Origin of the sequence: Pseudomonas sp. NPDC088444 (assembly GCF_044900175.1) — a bacterium.
In the GTDB taxonomy this organism is placed as follows: Bacteria; Pseudomonadota; Gammaproteobacteria; order Pseudomonadales; family Pseudomonadaceae; genus Aquipseudomonas.
Window position 1 is genome coordinate 325,830 of the sequence record NZ_JBJDNK010000010.1, and the last position, 547, is coordinate 326,376.

Genomic DNA, 547 nt, shown 5'->3' on the forward strand with positions numbered 1-547 from the left:
CGTCACCCACGACGGCGCCGAGACCGACCTGGACCTGGGTCACTACGAGCGTTTCATTCGCACCACCATGACCCAGAACAACAACTTCACCACTGGCCGTGTGTACGAACACGTCCTGCGCAAAGAGCGCCGTGGTGATTATCTGGGCGCGACCATCCAGGTGATCCCGCACATCACCGACGAAATCAAGCGTCGCATCATCAAGGGCGCCGGCGATGCCGACGTCGCACTGGTCGAAATCGGCGGCACCGTGGGCGACATCGAGTCGCAACCGTTCCTGGAAGCCATTCGCCAACTGCGCGTGGAAGTCGGTTCCAAGCGCGCGATGCTGATGCACCTGACGCTGGTTCCGTACATCGCCACCGCTGGCGAGACCAAGACCAAGCCCACTCAGCACTCGGTAAAAGAGCTGCGCTCCATCGGCCTGCAACCCGACGAGCTTAACTGCCGCAACGACAATCCCGTGGATGAGTCGACTCTACGCAAGATCGCGCTCTTCACCAACGACGAAGAGCGTGCGGAGATTTCGCAGGAAGAAGTCTACAAC

1 pseudogene is annotated in these 547 nt (G+C 60.3%); it reads left to right on the top strand.

The features are described from left to right. A pseudogene (gene pyrG, locus ACI2KB_RS21095) lies at positions 1–547 on the top strand (CTP synthetase); the annotation flags it as partial.